We start from the raw sequence: 17,782 nt of genomic DNA, 5'->3' as shown, positions 1-17,782 counted from the left end.
CGAACGTGAGGGGTCGTGATCGGAGCGGTCGCGGGCCTACTTGTCGAGACCGGCTCCCACATCCCACACATCCGCGCCGGGTCGATCCGCGCCCGCCGGATCCGTCCCGGCCGCGACACTGCGGACCCGGACCCGCCGGACCAGTTCGTCGACGGTTGTGGGTTCGAAAACATCGGTGCCCGGCAGCGACACCGTGGCGGCCGCCGCCGCGACACCGAACTCACAGGCGCGCAGGCAACCATCGCCGCGCAGGGTGCGATAGGTGAGGGCGGCCACGAGACTGTCGCCGGCGCAGGCGTCGCTGCGTGCCCGGCCGGGCAGCGGTGGCGCGGAGATCTCGTGATCGACGCCGGGTTCGGAATACACGGCCCCGAGCGCGCCCACGGTGGTCACGGCGTGCCGCGTCGCGCCGGATTCGAGCAGCCGGTGGTTCGCCCGCCGGGCGTCGTCGAAGGAGAGGATGGGCGAGCCGATCAGCCCGGCGGCCTCCTTGCGGTCCAGCCGGATGAGGAATACGTCCTCGCCGGGTAACCGGCGCAGCTGCCCGCCCGTCACATCGATGAGGACCGGGATCCGGCCCGGGCGGGCCTGGCGGACCACGGTCGCCGTGAAATCGTCGGGGATCCCCGGTGGGACACTGCCGGTGACGACGAGCGCGGCGCTGCCGGGTAGGCCGGCCCGGATCGCCGCGAGCACCCCGGCCGTTTCCTGCTCCGTGATCGTCGCACCCGGCGCAACGATGTGGTAGCTGCGCCCGGTCCCGTTCTCCGTGACGACGAAGGCTTCCCGTGTTCCACCTCCGACCGGTACCCGAAGCCTGTCCATACCCTCGTCCGCGAGCAGATGGTCCAGCCGCAGCCCGGTATCGCCGCCGGAAAGGTACAGGGCGGTGGCCGTACCCCCGAGCCGCCGGATACAGCGCGCCACATTGATACCGCCGCCGCCCGCGCGGACAGAGCGGAACCGCGCCCGGTTCTTGCCCTCCGCGATCAGCTCGTCCACTTCCAGGCAGATATCGACGGTCGGGTTCAGCGTCACCGTGAGGACCCGTACCGCTCCGTCCGGTGCGCGGCTCACGGCCGGCTCCGGTGGTGCCCGCTGTCATGCCACCGATGCAACGCCTCGGCCGCAACGAGTGCCGGCGGTCGCCGGGTGTCGAGCACCACGGCCTCGGGCCAGGGTGCGGCGGTCGCCGAAATAGCGTGCGCTATCGGTGGGGTGGCGTCGGATTCGCCACGGGGCCGGGCCCGCAGCCGGTGGTCGGCGATGTTACGGGGACATTCACACCGTAGCTGCACCGGCTCGGCGCCGAGCGCGATGGCGAGTTCGCGTGCACTGCGGCGCTCGTCGGCGGCGGGCCAGCCGGCGTCCAATACGACCGGTACTCCCGTCTGCAACAGCGGGCGGGCGCGCGCCAGCAATTCGGTGTACACCCGGTGTCTGCTCTCCGGTGCGTACGCGCCGGCGTCGTAGGCACCGGTCGCACCGGCTATCTCACCCGCGCGCATCAGTTCCCGGCGGATCGAATCGCTCGAGAGCAGCTGTGAACCGGTGGCTTTCGCGAGCTGTCCGGCGACGGTGGTCTTGCCCGTGCCGGGGAGCCCGCCGACCACTGCGAGCCGGATCGCGCCGTACTCCAGGTGCTGTTCGACCAGCGTCAGGTGTCCCCCGGCACGGTCCCGTGCGGTGCTGTCGCCCTGGCCGTAGCGGATCACATCGACCTTCGCCCGCACCGCCGCGCGATAGGCCCGATAGTGATGGTCCAGCGATGACGGCGCCCGGTCGCCGCCGAGGTGCCGGTAGTCGGTGAGCAGACGGGCCGCATCCCCGGGGTGGCCGAGAAATTCGAGATCCATCGCCAGAAAGGCGATATCGTCCAGGCGGTCGATATGGCGGAGTTCATCGTCGAAATCCAGGCAGTCCAGGATCCGGAACCCGTCGGGCAGGTCGAAGATGTCCTCGGCGAGCAGGTCGCCGTGCCCGTCCACCAGCCATCCGCCCGCGATCCGCTGGGCGAACAGTCGATCCCGGCCGCGAACGTAGTCCAGTGCGCGTTCCTCGATCGCGGCGAGGCGGGCGGGATCGATGACCGCGGGGGACTGTTCGTGCAGTGGGTCGAGGACGCTTCGCCAGCGATCGCGCAACGCCGCGCCCGTCCCGGCACGATCGATATCCGGGCCCCGCCGGGCACCCTCGTGGAAATCCACGAGAGTGGCGACCAGCGCGCGCAGATCGTGCACCGGACGGCCGGGATCGGCGAGCAGAGTGGACAACCGGCGGCTCTCGGGCATACGGCGCATGACCAGCACCGGTTCGTCCGCGCCGCCGATCGGATCGGTGAGATATGCGAGACCGAGGTAGACATCCGGCGCGAGCCGCCGGTTGAGTTCGAGCTCGCGCCGGCATGCCCGTTCCCGGTCCTGCGGCGTGGCGAAGTCCAGGAAATCGGTGGTGATCGGCTTCTTCACCTTGTACGCGCGGTCGCCGAACAGGACGACCACACCGGTGTGCGTTTCCCGTAGCACGGCCGCCTCGGTGCGGGTCACCGGCGGGACCGGCTCGGCGGAATCGGGCGGTGAGAGGGTCATCGGGGCGCCGCCGCGGACCGGGCGTGGTCGAGCAGCAGACGGCGTTCGGCGGCGGCTACCGCGCGGCGGGCCGCCGCAACGGCGTCGGGTGTCACCGAGACCGAGGTGATCCCCATCCGCACCAGGTGCTCGGTGAACTCGGGACGATTCGACGGCGCCTGGCCGCACAGCGACGAGGTGATGCCCGCGCCGCGGGCGGTCGTGACGATCTGCGCGATGGCGTCGAGTACGGCCGGATCGGATTCGTCGAACAGCTCGCTGCACTGTTCGGAGTCCCGGTCGACGCCCAGCATGAGCTGCGTCAGATCGTTGCTGCCGATGGAGACACCGTCGATACCCAGTCCGGCGTATTCCGACAGCCAGTACATCACCGACGGCACTTCGGCCATCACCCAGCGATGCAGGTGGCGCTGGCTCCCGAGCGGACTCGAATCGATGAGTTCCAGGCAGGATTCGAGTTCCCAGCGGGTCCGGACGAACGGGATCATCAGGTGCAGGTTCGGCGACTGCTCGCGCACCCGCGCCAGCGCGGACAGCTCGAGCCGGAACACCTCGGGATCGCGGACATAGCGGTAGCAGCCGCGGTAGCCGATCATCGGATTGTTCTCGGTGGGTTCGTAGCGGTCGCCCCCGGCCAGCCCGCGGAACTCGTTTGTGCGGAAATCGCTGGCCCGGTACACCACCGGCCGGGGCCGGAAAGCGGTCGCTATGCGGTGCAGTGATTCCGACATACGGGCCACGAACCGCTCCTGCTCGCCGTGGGCGATCAGATCACGTGGGTGCCGGTTGTCCAGGGCCCGGGTCAGCAGCGTCTCCGCGCGTAGTAGTCCGACGCCGTCGACATCGGTCGCGGCGATGTGTTCGGTGGTTTCGGGCAGGGCGAGGTTGACATACACCCGGGTGGCGGTCGGCTCCGCTGCCCCGGTCGCCGCGCCGTCCGGGGCGCGGTCCGTGGTTCGCGCGCCGCCACGCGCGGCTCCGGCACGGATCTCGCCGGAGGCACCGTCGACCGTGACCACCGCGTGATCGGTGAGCGTGGTGGTGGCGGTGCGCGCGCCGACGACACAGGGTATGCCGAGTTCCCGCGCGACAATGGCGGCGTGGCAGGTCATACCGCCGCTGTCGGTGACCACCGCGGCGGCTCGGCTCAAGGTGGGCAGCCAATCCGGGTTCGTCATCGGGGCGACCAGAATCTCGCCGTCGCGCAGGGTATCGCCCCGGGCGGGAGAATCGAGGACCCGGACCGCTCCGGTGGCCGAGCCGGGAGCCGCCGCGAGCCCACGGACGAGGATTCCGGAATCCTCCCGTGTATCGGCGGTACCGCCGGAGCGCCGCCCGGGCAGGGTCGTGATCGGCCGGGCCTGCACCAGCCACAACCGCTCGGTGTCGAAAACCCACTCCACATCCTGTGGTGTGCCGTGGTGATGCTCCTGCACGGCCAGAGCCATTCGTGCGACAGCCACGGCCTCGGATTCGCGCAGGACCGGTGCGGCGGTGTCGGCCGCGGACAGCGCGACCCGCCGGTCACCGTCGGCGCCGGCCACCACGGCGTACTCCTGGTGACCCCCGCGAGTACTCAGCAGCGTCGGCCCGGCGGCGTCGAGCAGGTAGGTATCGGGTTCGGTCGCGCCGGATACCACCACTTCCCCTTGGCCGCGGGCGGCCTCCACCACGACGCGGTCCTCGCGTCCGGTGGCCGGGTCGGCGGTGAACGCGACTCCGGATACCCGCGCGGTCACCATTTCCTGCACCACCACAGCCATTTGCGGACGGTCGGTGATCCCGCGCCGCGCCCGGTAGGCCAGCACGCGCGGGGTGAAAAGGGAGGCCCAGCATTCGATCACCGCGTCCAGCAGCTTCTGTTCACCGCGCACATTGGTCAGGGTCGCGTTCATCCCCGCGAAGGAAGCGGTCGCACTGTCCTCCCCGACCGCGGAAGAACGCACCGCGACCGGGATATCCGTGCCGAGTGCCCGATACTCCGAGCCGATGACCTCGCGTACCGAGGGCTCGAGAACGGTGTCGTGGATCAGCTCGCGCATTGCGCGGCACCGTGTCGCCAGTTCGGGCCCGTCGGTGACCGCGTCGAGCGCTGCGGAGTGCAGGCGGTCCAGTTCGGCGCCGTGGTGGCCGTGGGTGATCACATGTTCATAGCAGGCCCGCAGGATGACGAAACCGGGCGGAACCGGAAGCCGCGCCGCCACGAGTTCGCCGAGATTGGCGCCCTTGCCGCCCGCCTCCGCTACATCGCCGATGCCGAGCTGATCGAATGGTGCGACATATCGGCCCATTGTTGCTCCTCCGGAGGTGCGCAGCGATGTCTCAGGGATGAATCACGGTCACGTCGGCGCGGGGCAGGCCGAGCGAGTCGCCGAGGGCCGTGGACCAGGCGATGATCGCGGGCCAGTCGCGCAGATCGCCGTAGCGTCCGCCTCCCATGAGCCGGTAGAGGACACGTGCCTTGAACGACACACCCGTGCGTTCGTAGTGCCCGGCGAACGCACGGTAGTCCCGGGCGGCGACCTCCTTACACAGCGTGGTGATCTTCGGCGGGGTCATCCGGCCCAGTCGACGGCCGAGGGGGCCGCGCAGGGCCGGGCCGAGGCCCACTCCGAACAGCCGGAGATCTGTGGTGGCGAGCTGGTCGCGGTGGTGACGTAGATAGTCGGCGGCCGCCGGCAGGAAGTCCATGTCGTGGATCGCGCTGCCCAGGATCACGGTATCGAACCGGGACGGGTCGGGCGCATGGTCGATATCGTGCAGTTCGACTTCGGCGCTGCGCTCCTCGAGATCGGCCGCGATGTACTCGGCGATATCACGGGTGGACCCCTCTTCGGTGGCATAGAGGACTGCGATACGCGGGCGCTTCGATGTCATGTTCTCAGGGTCCAACGAGTCGCGGTACGGGAGGAGGGTCCTGATACCCCCGCCGCCGGGACCATGGACCCGAGCGGGGGCGGCGGGCCGGCGCCGGGCCTTCGGCACGAGCCTGCGGAGGTACTGCCGGAGGACACTTCGACAGGTGACTTTCGCCTGTCTCGGCGCGCCCGGGTGGCCGCGAAGCTGAGAGGCGAACATCTGCCCGCAATCACCCTGGGGGCCGAGGCGTGCAGGCGCGGCTTTCTCCGGGCACGACGGCGCGGACCCGATTCGAGAGCGAGGACCTGTTATGACCGGGATCCACCCCGACGCCGAGGCCGTTCGCGCCGCCCTCGCGCTGGCCGTCCGCGCGCCGTCGGTGCACAATACGCAACCCTGGCAGTGGCGGGTGGGTGACCGGACAGTGCACTTGTATGCCGACGAGAGCCGACGGTTGGCCTGCGCGGATCCGGACGGGCGTGACGAGATCCTCAGTTGCGGGGCCGCACTGCACCATTTCCGGGTCGCAGCGAGATCTCTGGGGTGGCGGACTATCGTGCACCGCATCCCGAACCCCGCGGAGCCGGCGCATCTGGCCGCGATCGAATTCGCCCGCGTGACGCCGACCGCGGAGGACGAGGAACTGGCCCGTGCGATCAACCGCAGGCATACCGATCGCCGACGGGTTTCGGCGTGGGAGACTCCGCCCGCCGATCTGGCCACGCTACTGGCCGCGGGTACCGAGGAGGGCGCCGAGGTGCGGGAGATCACCGCCGGCCCGGGGCGCTCCACCCTGATGTCGGCGTTCACCCGGGCGGCCGGACAGCATCGCCGCGACCCGTCGTACCGGGCGGAGCTGTCGATGTGGAGCGGGCGGCACGCGTCGGCCGACGGCGTACCCGCGCGCAATGCGGTACCGGTCTCGGACGACGACCCGTTCACCCGGGAATTCGCGGAAGCCACCCTCAGCGAATCCGGGATGCAGGAGATGACCCAGGGCGGCAGTCTCCTCCTGATCCACACTCCTGCCGACGATCGTCTGTCCCGCCTGCGGGCAGGTGAAGCCGGGAGCGCTGTACTGCTCGCGGCGACCGTGCTCGGCATGGCGACGTGCCCCATGAGCGAGGCCCTGGAACTGCCGGATACCCGGGCGGCGGTACAGGGCGAGGTACTCGACGGTATCGGGTTCCCGCAACTGATCATTCGCGTCGGCTGGGCGGAAGTCGCCGCCGGCGCGGTGCCCGTCTCGCCCCGCCGCCCGCTCGCGGAAGTCGTCGGCCGGCTGCGGTAACACCTTTCGTCGGCGGCCGGGGGTGACCCGGGCCGACCGGCTCGAGCACGGAGCGATCTATGAGCGAGACGACCGTCCGGCCACCCACGCCGCCGATCACGACAGCGGTCGATGGTTCCGCGTCGTCGTTTCGTGCCGCGGCGTGGGCCGGGCTGGAGGCAAGCCTGTGTGGACGGGGCGTGCACCTGATCGTCTCGTGTGCTCTTCCGCCGCGTTCGGCTCCCAGCCCGGAGGTGGACGAGCCCGAAGCCGAGTGGTTGCGTGCCGACGCGGAGTGGGTGTTGGACGAAGCCGTGCGGATCACCCGCGCCACTACGGGCGGTGTCACGGTAGCGGTCACCACCGAGGTGACCTTCGATGCCATCGCCCCGGTGCTGCTCGAGAGGTCTCCGCGGATCCCGCTGCTGGTGGTCGGCCGGCGCGGCCGCGGCGGCGTCAGCCGTACTGTGATCGGCTCGCTCAGTTCCGCTGTGGCGGCCCACGCCGACTGCCCGGTCGCGGTGGTGTCCGGGCAATCGGGGACCGACCCGGTATCGCGCAGCCGTCCGGTGGCAGTGGGGGTGGACGGCAGCGCACACAGCGTCGCGGCGCTCGATACCGCGTTCGCCGAGGCCGCCCGGCGCGACGTGGGATTGGTGGCGGTGCACTGCTGGAGCGATACCAGTGGCATCCGGCTCCCCGGACGCTCGGGCCCGCCGGACCAAACACTGCTCGACGAGCAGCTGGCGGCTCATTCCGACCGGTATCCGGCGGTGCCGGTGCACCGGATCGTCCGCACGGACGCACCGGCACGGTCACTGGTCGCCGAATCCGAATGGGCCCAGCTACTCGTAGTGGGACGACACGGTCGCGGCGGCGCCGCGGGAACCGTATTGGGGGCGGTCACCGTCGCGCTGCTGTACGCGGCCGAATGCCCGTTGCTCATCGTGCATCGGTGAGCGGGCATCGGCCGAACCTGAGCATCCCCGACTGCCCGGCGGCCGGCCACGAGGCCCTCGCGTAGAACCGGGCGGGCATTGCGCCCATCGACTCGAGGACCTTCTTCTCTGCCCGGACACTGTTCCGCGGCGGGATGCTCGGTACTGACCCGTGGACTCGGAAAAGGGGTTCACGGGATCGACGAAGTGACGTCCGGGCAGCGGGGACGGGCCGCGAAGGAGGAAACGTATGGCGTATATCGCCTCCGGTCCGCCGCACGCCGCCCCGGTGGTGCTCGCGGCGGTGGATGGATCGCCCAGTTCGTACCGCGCGGCCGCCGGGGCCGCGGACGAGGCGGTTCTGCGGGGCTGCGGTCTGCAATTGATCAAATCGTGGACACTGCCGGTCGGCTCCGGCCCCGAAGTGGCCTTGACCGGGACCTCGATCGTCATCGTCCCGTCCCGGGAACAGTGGTTCGCACGGAGGACGATATGACTTCTACCAGCCGGCATCCCGCCGCTGCGTCCGTGCACTGGGCGCCGATCGAGAAGACTCCGGCCGAACGGTCGGCGGCGAACCTGACCGATTACGACCACGCACGCCGGGCATTCGACTGGCGTACAGCGCGGGCGGAACTGGTGGGTACGCCCGGAGGCGGTGTGAACATCGCCGTCGAGGCAGTCGATCGCCATCTCGGCACACCGCTCGGGACGGGGTAGCGCTGCGCTGGCGCTCCGCGGCAGGCACGCGCATACAGCTGACGTACACGGAGTTGGCGCTGCTCAGCAATCGTTTCGCCAATGCGGTGCGGGCTCTGGGAACTTGCCCGGGGGAGCATGTGGCACTGCTGCTGGGACGCACACCGGAGTTGTACGTGGCGGCGCTCGGGGCCTGGAAGGCCGGTTGCGTAGTGGTACCCCTGTTCTCGGCGTTCGGGCCGGAGCCGGTGCGGCAACGGCTGGAGATCTGCGGCGCGACCACCCTGGTCACCACGGCGTCGCTGTACCGGCGCCGAGTCGCTCCGGTGCGCAGCGTGCTGCCGTGCCTGCGGCATGTGCTCATCGCTGATGAACCCCCGCAGAGCGAACCGGCCGACGACGCCATCAGCATGCCGGTGGCCGTCGCCGCCGCGGAGGAGCGGTTCCCCTCGGTGCGCACCCGAGCCGACGACCCGGCGCTGCTGCATTTCACCAGCGGAACCACCGGCAAACCGAAGGGGGCGGTCCATGTGCACGAAGCCGTTCTCGCCCATCGGATCACCGCTCGCAGCGCACTCGACCTACGTCCCGGTGACAGCTACTGGTGCACCGCCGACCCCGGCTGGGTCACCGGTATGTCCTATGGGGTGATCGCGCCGTTGAGCCTGGGCACATCGGTCGTCAGCGACGAGGCCGATTTCGATACCGAACGCTGGTACCGGATCCTCACCGAGGAACAGGTGTCGGTGTGGTACACCGCCCCGACCGCATTGCGGATGCTGATGCGCCGTGGCGACGAGCTGCCCGCGGGCACCGATCTGTCGGCACTGCGTTTCGTGGCCAGTGTCGGTGAACCGTTGAATCCGGAAGCGGTCGAATGGGGGCATCGGGTGCTGGGACATCCGGTCCACGACAACTGGTGGCAGACCGAGACCGGAGCCATCATGATCGCGAACCTGGCCGCCGAACAGGTCCGGCCGGGTTCGATGGGACGCCCGCTTCCCGGAGTCGACGCCACGATCCTGCGCAGCGGCCGGGACGGGCGTGCCGCCGTGGCGGACGGCGCCGTCGAGCAGGCAGCCTGCGGCGAGGTCGGTGAGCTGGCGTTACGGGCGGGCTGGCCGTCGATGTTCCGTGATTACCGAGGTGATCCCGGCAGATACGCGCGCGCTTTCGCCGGCGGCTGGTATCTGTCCGGTGATCTGGCCCGCCGCGACGACGACGGCTACTACTGGTTCGTCGGGCGGGCCGACGATGTGATCGAGTCCGCCGGTCATTTGATCGGGCCGTTCGAGGTGGAGAGCGCGCTGATGGCGCATCCGGCGGTCGCGGAGGTGGGCGCTATCGGCGTTCCCGATCCCGTGGTGGGCGAACTGGTGAAAGCCTTTGTATTACCGCGCCCCGGATATCCTGCTTCCGATGGGTTGCGCACCGAGTTACTGGCGTTCGGCCGGCGCGCGCTGGGGGCGGTGGCCCCCAAGCAGATCGTTTTCACCGAAGCCTTACCTCATACGCGCAGCGGTAAGGTGATGCGCCGGTTGCTGAAGGCCCGGGAACTGGGGTTGCCCGAGGGGGACGTGTCGACGCTGGAGAACCTCCGGTGACCGCGACCGAGCCGGACACCCGGGTGGGCGTCGACCCGCCGCCTCCGCCGGCGCAGCGGATCGAGTTGTTGCGGCAGATGATCCGGATCCGGCGCTTCGAGGAACGCTGTGTGCGTCTCTACAGCGCCGAGAAGATTCGTGGTTTCCTGCATTTGTACATCGGTGAAGAGGCGGTGGCAGCCGGATTGCTCCGGGAGATCGACCCGGCCGACGCGGTCGTCTCGACCTATCGGGAACACGGCCACGCGCTGGCTCGTGGGATACCGATGCCGGATCTGATGGCCGAGATGTTCGGGCGGGCGACCGGGTGCAGCGGCGGCCGTGGCGGTTCCATGCACCTGTTCGACGCCGATCGTCGTTTCTACGGCGGTAATGCGATCGTCGCCGGGGGCCTGCCACTGGCGGTCGGTCTCGCGCTGGCCGACGCGATGCGCGCGGAGCCGATCGTCACCGTCTGCCTATTCGGGGGCGGTGCCGTTGCCGAGGGAGAGTTCCACGAATGCCTGAACCTGGCGGCCCTGTGGCACCTGCCGGTCCTCTTCGCCTGCGAGAACAACCAGTACGCCATGGGCACCGCGCTGCGTCGGGAACACGCGGTCACCGACCTCGCGCTGCGTGCCGCGAGTTACGGGATGGTCTCCTGGCCGGTCGACGGTATGGATGTCGAGGCGGTGGGGGCGGCCACGCGGCGCGCGGTGGCCTCGATCCGCGGTGGGGGCGGGCCCTGTTTCCTGGAACTGCGAACCTACCGTTTTCGCGCCCATTCGCTCTACGACGCCGATCGTTACCGCGATAAGGCCGAGATCGAGCGGTGGAAGGCGCGAGATCCGATTCCGCGCCTGTCGGCCGAACTCCGCGCGTCCGGTGACCTGGACGAAGCGGGACTCACCGCACTGGAGGACGCCGTCGCGGCGGAACTGGACGAGGCGGTCGCGGCCGCCGAAGAGGCGCCCCGGGAACCGGTCGCCGACCTGACCCGCCACGTGTACGCGGAGCGGCCATGACCACCTATCGGGAAGCGTTGCGCGAAGGCCTGCGGGAGGCGTTGCACCGCGATGACCGCGTTTTCCTGATAGGGGAGGACGTCGGTGCCTACGGCGGTTGTTTCGGAGTCAGCCGTGGCCTGCTCGACGAGTACGGCCCGCGGCGAATCCGGGACGCGCCGTTGAGCGAATCGGCGTTCGTCGGGGCGGGTATCGGTGCCGCGCTCGGCGGGCTGCGACCCGTGGTCGAGATCATGACCGGGAACTTCAGCCTCTTGGCGCTGGACCAGATCCTCGACAACGCGGCGACACTGCGGCATATGTCGGGCGGACAGTTCGGCGTTCCGCTGGTGATCCGGATGGCCACCGGGGCAGGCCGCCAGCTCGCGGCCCAGCACTCGCACAGCCTGGAGGCCTACTACGCGCATATCCCGGGATTGCGAGTGGTTTCCCCGGCGACGGTGACCGACGCCCGCGGCATGCTCTGGACCGCGTTACAGGACCCGGACCCGGTGGTGATCTTCGAGCCGATCGCGCTCTACAACCTCGAGGGGGATCTGCCCGAGGACGCGGGGGCGGTCGATATCGAGCGGGCGATCATCCGCCGCCCGGGCGCGGATGTGACCGTGGTCGCCTACGGAGCGAGCGTGCCGATCGCCGCCACCGCCGCGGAGCGGCTGGCCGCACAGGGAATCGACGCGGAACTGATCGACCTGCGCAGCCTGCGGCCGCTGGACGAGGACACGGTAGCGGAATCCCTCGCGCACACCCACCGGCTGGTGGTCGTGGACGAGGGCTGGCGCAGCGTGGGTATCGCCGCGGAAATCGCCGCGCGCGCGGCCGAGCACGCCTATTACGACCTGGACGCCCCGGTGGGCCGGGTGTGTACCGCCGAGGTACCGATTCCGTACGCGCGGCAACTCGAGGAGGCCGCGCTGCCCCAGCCGGGGCGCGTCGTCGACGCGGTCGTCCGGGCGGTGAGCTGAGATGCCCGAATTCCGGATGCCCTCGCTCGGTGCGGATATGATCGAGGGCACGCTGCTGCACTGGCTGGTGCACCCGGGAGACGCCGTCCACACCGGCGATGTGGTGGCGGAGGTCGACACCACCAAGGCCGCCATCGAGGTCGAATGTTTCGACGACGGGATCGTCGGCGATATCTTGGTTCCGGAAGGCCGAAAGGTGCCCGTCGGCACGGTGCTGGCGACCATCGAGCGCGTCGAACAGCCGACAACCGAGGCCGCCGGACCCGCGCCGCACGGTGATACCGGACAGCGGGCAATCGGATCCGTCCCCGCTTCGACCACAGCGGCCGGTCGTGAGCTCCGCGAGGGCGGTGCGCGGGAAGCGGAAAAGCCGGCCGTACCCGATTTCCGGGCGACGCCACTGATCCGCAAGCTGGCCGCCGAGGCGGGCATCGACCTGGCGGCGGTACGAGGGTCGGGTCCGGCCGGACGGATAGTGCGGGCCGATATCGAGGCGGCTGTCTCCACCGGCGCACCGGTCGCATCCACCGAGCGGACCGAAGTCGCCGGGGTCGCTTCCGGTTCCACCGACGGACAGGGACCTGTTCGGGCCGTGCGGGCTCCGTCCCCGCGCGCCTCCGGGTACGCGCGCCGACTGGCCGCGGCGCTCGGTACCGACCTGGTATCGCTGACCGGGAGCGGACCCGGCGGAGCGATCCGGGCCCGCGATGTGCACACCATGCCCGCTGCCCCTGTGCCGGCCGCGACAGGAAGCGCATCCGGTGTCGTCGCGGAACCGACCGGTCCCGCGGGGGGCGGCCGGGATCAGGCCGCGATCCGGCGACAGATCGCGGCGGCGATGACCCGGTCCAAACGAACCGTGCCGCACTATTATTTGTCCGACGTGATCGATGTGGACATCGCCGTTCGCTGGTTGCGGGAAGTGAATCGGAGCGCGCCCGTCCCGGAGCGAATCGTCCCGTCCGCCCTGCTGCTGTGCGCGACCGCCCGGGCCGCTGCCAGGGTGGGCGATTTGAACGGCCATTGGATCGATGACGAGTTCCGCCCGTCGCCGCGTGTTCATCTCGGGGTGGTCGTATCGCTGCGCCGGGGCGGCATCCTCGTGCCCACCGTTCCCGATGCCGACGAATTGTCGCCCGCGCGGATGATGACCGCGCTCCGCGGTGTGGTCGGTCGGGCTCGTACGGCCCGGCTGCGCTCCTCGGACACGGTGGAGGCCAGTATTTCCGTGACCAATATCGGCGAAGCCGGGGTGCGCACGATCTTCGGCGTGATTCCGGCGCCGCAGGTCGCGATCGTGGGATTCGGCACCGTCACCGATCGCCCGTGCGCGGTCGGTGGACCGGTCGCTGTCCGGCCGCAGGTCACGATCACCCTGTCGGCGGACCATCGGGCCAGCGACGGCGCGCTGGGTGCGCGTTTTCTCACCACTGTGCGCGATCTGTTACAGCATCCGGAGGAGTTGTGACCATGGAAGCCGAGATCCTGACCGCCGAGCAGGCCGAACGTCTGGTGCGTACGTCGCTGCGCGGCTTCGACACCGACGAGCAGATCGCCGAACTCGGTGCCGACGAGGAACTGCGCAGCACGCTGGAACTGGACTCGATAGATTTCCTGACCTTCGTCGAACGCCTCTCCGCCGGCTCCCGACGTATCGAGGAAAGCGATTATCCGAGGTTGGCCACGATCCGGTCGTGTGTCGATTTCCTGACCGGATCGGGCTGAGCCCGGCGTCGGGTGCGCTCACCGGGGACGGCAGACGAGCACCGGGCACCTCGAATGACGGAGCAGGAACATGACGGTCGGCCCGGGTGCCGCCGACGCGCCGGTCGCGCGCCGGCCGGCGACGACCAGAAGTTGGGACGTTGCCGATCTGCGTGCCAGGACATGCGGGAGCGAACCGGAGACCGTGGTCTCGCTCGACCTGACCGCGGGATGTTCGCGGGCCATCCCCGCCGTCGAGCCGGCGGTCCGGGACGGCGGTACCACCGCCGCGGCGCCGTACCGGCCGGTCGGCATACCGCACCGAGGACGTACCACCTCGAGGCCCGCGCCGAGGGCTTCCGCCAACTCGAACCCCTGGACCAGCGCCGGCAGTGTCGACTCGCTGCCGTCGAATACGGCGACCACCGGCCGCTCCCGTGGGATCGGATGGCCCGGCATACCCCGCCACACGGCCACCGAAGAGTATGCCCGCGCGACCACGCCCGTCGTCGTCGGGCCTGTTCGCCTCTCCCCGAACGCCGTCTGGGCACCCACCACCAGCATCCGGGCTCGGCGGCTGCGCTCCACGAGGACCGCCGTGGCCGACCCGATGGCGATTTCGATGTCCGGCTCCGCGACAGCGGGTGCGGCGCAGGTGCCGATGATCAATGCGGTCCGGCGGACGGCGACCGCCGCGTCCGGGTCCGCGAGGCGCGGCCCGTGGAACCACGGTCGCGTACCTGCGGCATGCCGGTGTCCGGGAATCGGAAGGACGTGTACCACCAGCAGCGGGGCGTGCAAGGCTCCGGCTATATATGCGGCCCAGCGCGCCGCGTTCAACGACACGGACGAGCCGTCGGTACCGAGGACCACCGGAGGTATGCGGTCACCCCCCGAGCGTTCGTCCATGGCTACGGATTCGCCGGTGCTCGACACGACTCGTGATTGCCCGGTATTCGCATGACATCCTCCGAACGCATGGCCTCGCGTATCCCGGCTGCCCCGATCCGGTGCAGCGGTGGAACCAGCGTTCCGCCGACGCGGAACCGCGGGCAAGAGCCCGATGTCCGAGGTGCCGGGGCCGTAAGTCCTCCGGACGACCGCGGGCCCCGGCCGGTCCGCGCGGTGCTCGTCATTCGCTCGGCCCAATCGGTGACCTTCGCCTCTGCCGGCCGCACGGCGACGGGACGACAGTAGGGAGGTCGACTCCGCAGGGATCGACTCCGACGATGAAAGCGGCTGCGCATGGGCACTCGCGAGTCCCATATGACCCAGTCGGACCTGTTCACCTGGAGCATGGAACAGGATCCCGCGCTGCGGTCGACGATCGTCTCGGTCCTGATCCTCGACTCGGAACCGGAGTGGGACCGGCTGGTCCGCGTCTTCGATCGGGGAACACGGGTCGCGCCCGGTTTCCGCCATGTACTCGCCGCGGCGCCGCTCGGGCTCACCCCGCCGCGCTGGCAATACGATCCGAATTTCGATCTCTTCTGGCATCTCCGGCGTATCGCGCTACCGCCACCGGCGGATCAGGCGGCCGTGCTGGAATTCGCCCGCAACGAGGTGATGACAGCGTTCGATCCGGTGCGACCGCTGTGGACCTTCACGCTGCTGTCGGGCCGGCCCGGCGGCGGAAGCGCGGCCGTGCTGAAAGTTCATCACAGCCTCACCGACGGTGTCGGCGGTATGCAGATCGCCACGGAAGTACTGGACTTCACCCGGGAGGGCACCGAACGCGGACCGGTGCGCGAACGGGAACCGCGTCGGGCGGCGCCGGTCGCCGATGTACTCGCGTGGAACTGGTCGGCTGGATGGGGGTTGGTGCGGGGTGGCGCCGCCGGGGTCGCCGCCGCATCGATACGTGCCGCGGTCGATCCGGTGGGCGCAGTACGTGACGGTGTGGCGATGGTTTCCTCGCTGGCCCGCCTGGCCCGTCCGGTCACCGAGACCATGTCGCCGGTGATGATCGGACGTGGACTCGGCCGGCAGCTGACCGTGCTGGAAGTGCCACTCACCCAGCTGGAGGAGCCCGCGGTCCGGGCGGGATGCACCGTCAACGACGCCTTTCTCACCGCCCTGTTGCTCGGATTGCGGTCCTACCACCGGCGTTACCACGTCTCGCTCGGCCAGGTCCGGGTGACGGTGCCGATCAGTACCCGGACCGCCGACGACCCGCCCGGCGGTAACCGCATCACCCTGGCCCGGTTCGCCGTGCCCGCCGACACCGACGATGTCGGGGAACTGATGTGGGTGGTGCGCGACCTCGTGGAGCGGTGGCGCCGGGAACCGGCGATCCCCTGGTCCAATGCGGTGGCGGCGGTGTTCAACCGGCTTCCCGCCGGTGCCATCGCGCAGATGCTCAGACACGTCGATTTCGTGGCCTCGGATGTGGCGGGATCTCCGGTTCCGCTGTATCTGGCGGGCGCGGAGGTCGAGCGGATGCACGCCTTCGGGCCGACCATCGGCACCGCGTTCAACGCGACGCTCATCTCCCATATGGGAACGTGCTCGGTGGGGATCAATGCCGACACCGCGGCGGTGCCCGATCTACCGGAGTTCACCGAATGCCTGGCCTCCGGCTTCCGTAAGGTGGCTGCGTTCGCCCCGCACCGGGATCTGCGTCGCGACGGGATGGTGGCACGATCCGGCGAGCGGTCGGGCACCTCGTGAACGAGTTACGGCCGCTCGATACCGGGTTCATCGAGCTGGAGGACGCCGACCGTCGGATCAGTCTCGGCGTCGCGGTGATAGCGGTGCTGGCCGGCCCGCCGCCGCGGCACGAGGAGTTCGCGGCCGTGCTGAATACGCGAATTGCCGGAATGCCCCGGATGCGGCAGCGGGTGCGCCGCACCGTGCTCGACCTGGCCGCACCGGAATGGGAAAACGACCCGGCCTTCGACCTGGGTCATCACCTGCGGTGGGTGGCACTCCCGCGGCCGGGACGGGACGCGGCGCTGTGGGAGCTGGTGGCGGCCGAGCTCGAGGAGCGACTCGACCGGGACCGTCCCCTGTGGGAGTGCGTGGCGGTGGAGGGTTTGGCCGACGAGCGCTGGGCGGTGATCCTGAAGGCTCATCACAGTCTGGTGGACGGGGTATCGGGGCTGGCCGTGTTCGAGACCCTCTGCGATCCGCTACCGGAGGAGCGGCCGGCCCGCAGCGGCCGGATGCGGCAACAGCCGGAAAACGCGGGATGGGCGAAGCTCGCCGCGGCGTTACCCGCAGCAGTGTTCGGTGCCGTGCGCAGCCTCGTTCCGGTGGGCGCCGCGGCCCTCGAGCAGGGGCCCGTGTCGTCGCTGAACGGTCCGATCGGGCACCGGCGCCGGTTCACCGCGGTGCGCCTGTCGCTGCCCGTGGTATCCGCTATCGGCGCCGCCTACCACGTGACCGTCAACGATGTCGTACTGGCCGCCATCACCGCGGGATACCGGGAACTGCTGCGCGGGCGCGGCGAGGACCCGGCGGCGCATCCGCTGCGGATACTGATACCGGTCTCCATGCGTGCCGATCACGCGAAATATGTCATGGACAACCGTGTCTCGGCGCTGCTGCCCGACCTGCCGGTCGACCGTACCGATCCGGTCGACCGGCTCCGCGCAGTCCATATGACCATGAAAGCCCACAAGTCGGGTGGCGCGCCGGGTGCCGAACACCTCGTGCTGGGGCTGGCGCGTGGGCTGCCGTTCGCCGCCGTCGCGTGGACGTTGCGGCTCGTGGCCCGGTTCCCCCAGCATGCGGTCGCGGGCCTGGCGACCAATGTGCCCGGTCCCCGGCACCCGCTCACTCTCCAGGGTCGGCCGGTGCTGGAACTGTTGCCCGCGGTGCCGATCGCCATGCGTCTACGGACCGCGATCGCGATCCTCAGCTATCACGATCACCTGGTGTTCGGCATCACCGGCGACTACGACTCCACTCCCGATATCGACGTGCTCGCGACAGGAATCCGTGGTGCTGTGCGGGAACTCGCCGAGCGGGCCGGTTGCGATGTGGCGGCGGCCGACCCTCCGGACCGGACTCCGTACCGTCCACCGGTACCCGAACCTCGGCCGCCGGATATGCGGTGAGCGCGCACCGTGCCGGATCTCTCGGGCCGGAGCCGGCCCCCGGGTAGCGGGCGGAACCACCGGCTGCCGGCAGGCCGGTCGGCCCCATCT

14 protein-coding genes and 1 pseudogene are annotated in these 17,782 nt (G+C 70.0%); 10 read left to right on the top strand and 5 right to left on the bottom strand.

Annotated features, from left to right (window positions below; genetic code table 11):
- Nucleotides 1–36: 36 nt before the first annotated feature.
- From ACQPYS_RS16645 to ACQPYS_RS16630, 4 genes are read right to left on the bottom strand one after another with little or no spacing between them, the layout of a single operon-like run.
- A complete protein-coding gene (locus ACQPYS_RS16645; protein WP_433490092.1) occupies nucleotides 37–1,077 on the bottom strand; it encodes a 1-phosphofructokinase family hexose kinase in 1,041 nt (346 codons plus the stop codon).
- The gene (locus tag ACQPYS_RS16640; protein WP_433490091.1) at nucleotides 1,074–2,588 is read right to left on the bottom strand and encodes an AAA family ATPase; all 1,515 of its coding nucleotides are present in this window, start codon (nucleotides 2,586–2,588) and stop codon (nucleotides 1,074–1,076) included. The genes ACQPYS_RS16645 and ACQPYS_RS16640 overlap by 4 nt, the downstream gene beginning before the upstream one ends.
- A complete protein-coding gene (gene ppsA, locus ACQPYS_RS16635; protein ID WP_433490090.1) occupies nucleotides 2,585–4,879 on the bottom strand; it encodes a phosphoenolpyruvate synthase in 2,295 nt (764 codons plus the stop codon). The genes ACQPYS_RS16640 and ppsA overlap by 4 nt, the downstream gene beginning before the upstream one ends.
- A 31-nt stretch (nucleotides 4,880–4,910) precedes the next feature.
- A complete protein-coding gene (locus tag ACQPYS_RS16630; RefSeq protein ID WP_433490089.1) occupies nucleotides 4,911–5,465 on the bottom strand; it encodes a flavodoxin domain-containing protein in 555 nt (184 codons plus the stop codon).
- 292 nt (nucleotides 5,466–5,757) lie between these two features.
- On the opposite strand from ACQPYS_RS16630, the gene ACQPYS_RS16625 reads away from it, so the two are divergent.
- From ACQPYS_RS16625 to ACQPYS_RS16590, 8 genes and pseudogenes are all read left to right on the top strand, one after another.
- On the top strand, nucleotides 5,758–6,738 hold the full coding sequence (locus ACQPYS_RS16625) for an Acg family FMN-binding oxidoreductase (protein ID WP_433490088.1): 981 nt from the start codon (nucleotides 5,758–5,760) through the stop codon (nucleotides 6,736–6,738).
- 59 nt (nucleotides 6,739–6,797) lie between these two features.
- Nucleotides 6,798–7,676 carry a universal stress protein gene (locus tag ACQPYS_RS16620; RefSeq protein WP_433490087.1) on the top strand — a complete coding sequence of 293 codons (879 nt, stop codon included), beginning with the start codon at nucleotides 6,798–6,800 and terminating at the stop codon, nucleotides 7,674–7,676.
- A gap of 229 nt (nucleotides 7,677–7,905) precedes the next feature.
- Entirely contained in the window at nucleotides 7,906–8,151 is a 246-nt protein-coding gene (locus ACQPYS_RS16615; RefSeq protein ID WP_433490086.1) for a hypothetical protein, read from the top strand.
- Nucleotides 8,148–9,958 (top strand): annotated as a pseudogene (gene acsA, locus ACQPYS_RS16610) (acetate--CoA ligase). Before ACQPYS_RS16615 ends, acsA begins: the two are co-directional and overlap by 4 nt.
- A gap of 23 nt (nucleotides 9,959–9,981) precedes the next feature.
- A complete protein-coding gene (gene pdhA / locus ACQPYS_RS16605; RefSeq protein ID WP_433493064.1) occupies nucleotides 9,982–10,962 on the top strand; it encodes a pyruvate dehydrogenase (acetyl-transferring) E1 component subunit alpha in 981 nt (326 codons plus the stop codon).
- Nucleotides 10,959–11,927, top strand: a complete 969-nt coding sequence (locus ACQPYS_RS16600; protein WP_063034826.1) for an alpha-ketoacid dehydrogenase subunit beta — start codon at nucleotides 10,959–10,961, stop codon at nucleotides 11,925–11,927. The genes pdhA and ACQPYS_RS16600 overlap by 4 nt, the downstream gene beginning before the upstream one ends.
- Before the next feature lies 1 nt (nucleotide 11,928).
- On the top strand, nucleotides 11,929–13,395 hold the full coding sequence (locus ACQPYS_RS16595) for a 2-oxo acid dehydrogenase subunit E2 (protein ID WP_433490085.1): 1,467 nt from the start codon (nucleotides 11,929–11,931) through the stop codon (nucleotides 13,393–13,395).
- Between the two features lie 2 nt (nucleotides 13,396–13,397).
- Nucleotides 13,398–13,652 (top strand): hypothetical protein, encoded by a 255-nt coding sequence (locus ACQPYS_RS16590; RefSeq protein WP_431937839.1) that lies wholly within the window; start codon nucleotides 13,398–13,400, stop codon nucleotides 13,650–13,652.
- An 18-nt stretch (nucleotides 13,653–13,670) separates the two neighbouring features.
- Here the strand turns inward: ACQPYS_RS16590 and ACQPYS_RS16585 are convergent, their stop codons facing one another.
- A complete protein-coding gene (locus tag ACQPYS_RS16585) occupies nucleotides 13,671–14,567 on the bottom strand; it encodes a universal stress protein (RefSeq protein ID WP_433490084.1) in 897 nt (298 codons plus the stop codon).
- 309 nt (nucleotides 14,568–14,876) lie between these two features.
- On the opposite strand from ACQPYS_RS16585, the gene ACQPYS_RS16580 reads away from it, so the two are divergent.
- Together ACQPYS_RS16580 and ACQPYS_RS16575 are read left to right on the top strand one after the other, a co-directional pair.
- Entirely contained in the window at nucleotides 14,877–16,301 is a 1,425-nt protein-coding gene (locus ACQPYS_RS16580; protein ID WP_245664425.1) for a wax ester/triacylglycerol synthase domain-containing protein, read from the top strand.
- Nucleotides 16,298–17,692, top strand: a complete 1,395-nt coding sequence (locus tag ACQPYS_RS16575; protein ID WP_433490083.1) for a wax ester/triacylglycerol synthase family O-acyltransferase — start codon at nucleotides 16,298–16,300, stop codon at nucleotides 17,690–17,692. The genes ACQPYS_RS16580 and ACQPYS_RS16575 overlap by 4 nt, the downstream gene beginning before the upstream one ends.
- The last annotated feature ends 90 nt before the right edge of the window (nucleotides 17,693–17,782 follow it).

It is taken from the genome of Nocardia grenadensis (assembly GCF_050942415.1).
GTDB lineage: Bacteria > Actinomycetota > Actinomycetes > Mycobacteriales > Mycobacteriaceae > Nocardia > Nocardia grenadensis.
Note: the sequence above shows the minus strand (reverse complement) of the source record. Positions and strands in the feature narration are given on the sequence as shown.

Coding starts and splice junctions, on each gene's coding strand:
- ACQPYS_RS16595 (WP_433490085.1), top strand. CDS start 11,929: ATGCCCGAATTCCGGATGCCCTCGCTCGGTGCGGATATGATCGAGGGC.
- ACQPYS_RS16640 (WP_433490091.1), bottom strand. CDS start 2,588: ATGACCCTCTCACCGCCCGATTCCGCCGAGCCGGTCCCGCCGGTGACC.
- ACQPYS_RS16630 (WP_433490089.1), bottom strand. CDS start 5,465: ATGACATCGAAGCGCCCGCGTATCGCAGTCCTCTATGCCACCGAAGAG.
- ACQPYS_RS16590 (WP_431937839.1), top strand. CDS start 13,398: ATGGAAGCCGAGATCCTGACCGCCGAGCAGGCCGAACGTCTGGTGCGT.
- ACQPYS_RS16615 (WP_433490086.1), top strand. CDS start 7,906: ATGGCGTATATCGCCTCCGGTCCGCCGCACGCCGCCCCGGTGGTGCTC.
- ACQPYS_RS16625 (WP_433490088.1), top strand. CDS start 5,758: ATGACCGGGATCCACCCCGACGCCGAGGCCGTTCGCGCCGCCCTCGCG.
- ACQPYS_RS16600 (WP_063034826.1), top strand. CDS start 10,959: ATGACCACCTATCGGGAAGCGTTGCGCGAAGGCCTGCGGGAGGCGTTG.
- ppsA (WP_433490090.1), bottom strand. CDS start 4,879: ATGGGCCGATATGTCGCACCATTCGATCAGCTCGGCATCGGCGATGTA.
- ACQPYS_RS16580 (WP_245664425.1), top strand. CDS start 14,877: ATGGGCACTCGCGAGTCCCATATGACCCAGTCGGACCTGTTCACCTGG.
- ACQPYS_RS16620 (WP_433490087.1), top strand. CDS start 6,798: ATGAGCGAGACGACCGTCCGGCCACCCACGCCGCCGATCACGACAGCG.